The organism is Protofrankia sp. Cr1 (assembly GCF_963555865.1).
Classification (GTDB): Bacteria; Actinomycetota; Actinomycetes; order Frankiales; family Frankiaceae; genus Protofrankia.
In genome coordinates, this window is sequence record NZ_CAUVXO010000704.1 from 1 (window position 1) to 933 (window position 933).

The window sequence follows — 933 nt, forward strand, 5'->3', positions numbered from 1 at the left end:
GACGGCGACGCGCCGGCTGCCCGAACTCGCCGCCACCGGATGGCCGGTGCTCGTCGCGCTGTCGAACAAGGACTTCATCGGCGAGGCCCTCGACGCGCCGGTCACCGAGCGTCTTGAGGGGACCCTCGCCGCAACCGCGATCAGCGCCTGGCTCGGTGCCAGGATCTTCCGGGCCCATCAGGTCGCAGCGACCCGCAAGGTGCTGGACATGGTGGCAGCCATCCGCGGGACCCGGGACCTCGCCGTCGGACGCCGGGGCCTCGCCTGACCCGGCCCCGGCGGGCGACCCGGGCCAACCGGTTATTCGCCCTCAAGCTGTTCGGCGGCGCTCGGACCGAGACCGCCCGGCCGCCGTACCCCGGCCTCCAGCATGTCCAACGCGGCCGCGACCGTGTCCGCCCAGCCCAGCGCGTCCCGGGCCGCTGGTCGGACGAAACCCCGCCCGACCAGCTCCGCCACCTGTGCCCGCAGGTGGGTGAACAGGCCCGAGGGGTCGAGGACGACGACTGGCTTGGCGTGCATCCCGAGGGAACGCGCGACCCAGACCTCCAGGAGCTCCTCAATGGTGCCCAGGCCGCCGGGCAGCGCCAGGAACGCGTCCGAACGAATCTCCAGGAGTGCCTTGCGCTCCCGCATCGTCTCGGTGACGATCAGTTCGTCCGCTTCGTCGTCGGTGATCTCAAGCGCCGCCAGCGCCCGCGGGATCACACCCACGGTGTAGGCGCCACCGGCACGGGCGGCGCGGGCGACCGCGCCCATGCACGAGATCGAGCCGGCGCCCGAGACAAGACCGTGGCCGCGGCGGGCGAGCGCGGCGCCGACGTCGGCGGCGAGCTCGACGTAGGAGGGATCGATCGCCTCGGACGACGAGCAGTAGACGCAGATGTTCACGCGGGCTCGCCGGCCGGCCAACCGGCATCCGGTCCCGACCGG

At 73.2% G+C, this 933-nt stretch carries 2 protein-coding genes; one reads left to right on the forward strand and one right to left on the reverse strand.

The features are described 5' to 3' along the window. A partial coding sequence (locus U9980_RS28270; RefSeq protein WP_322770716.1) for a dihydropteroate synthase occupies positions 1-268 on the forward strand: 268 nt, incomplete at its 5' end. Positions 269-300: 32 nt separating this feature from the next. Here the strand turns inward: U9980_RS28270 and U9980_RS28275 are convergent. Beyond that, positions 301-891 carry a TIGR00730 family Rossman fold protein gene (locus tag U9980_RS28275; protein WP_322749154.1) on the reverse strand — a complete coding sequence of 197 codons (591 nt, stop codon included), beginning with the start codon at positions 889-891 and terminating at the stop codon, positions 301-303. Between the last annotated feature and the right edge of the window lie 42 nt (positions 892-933).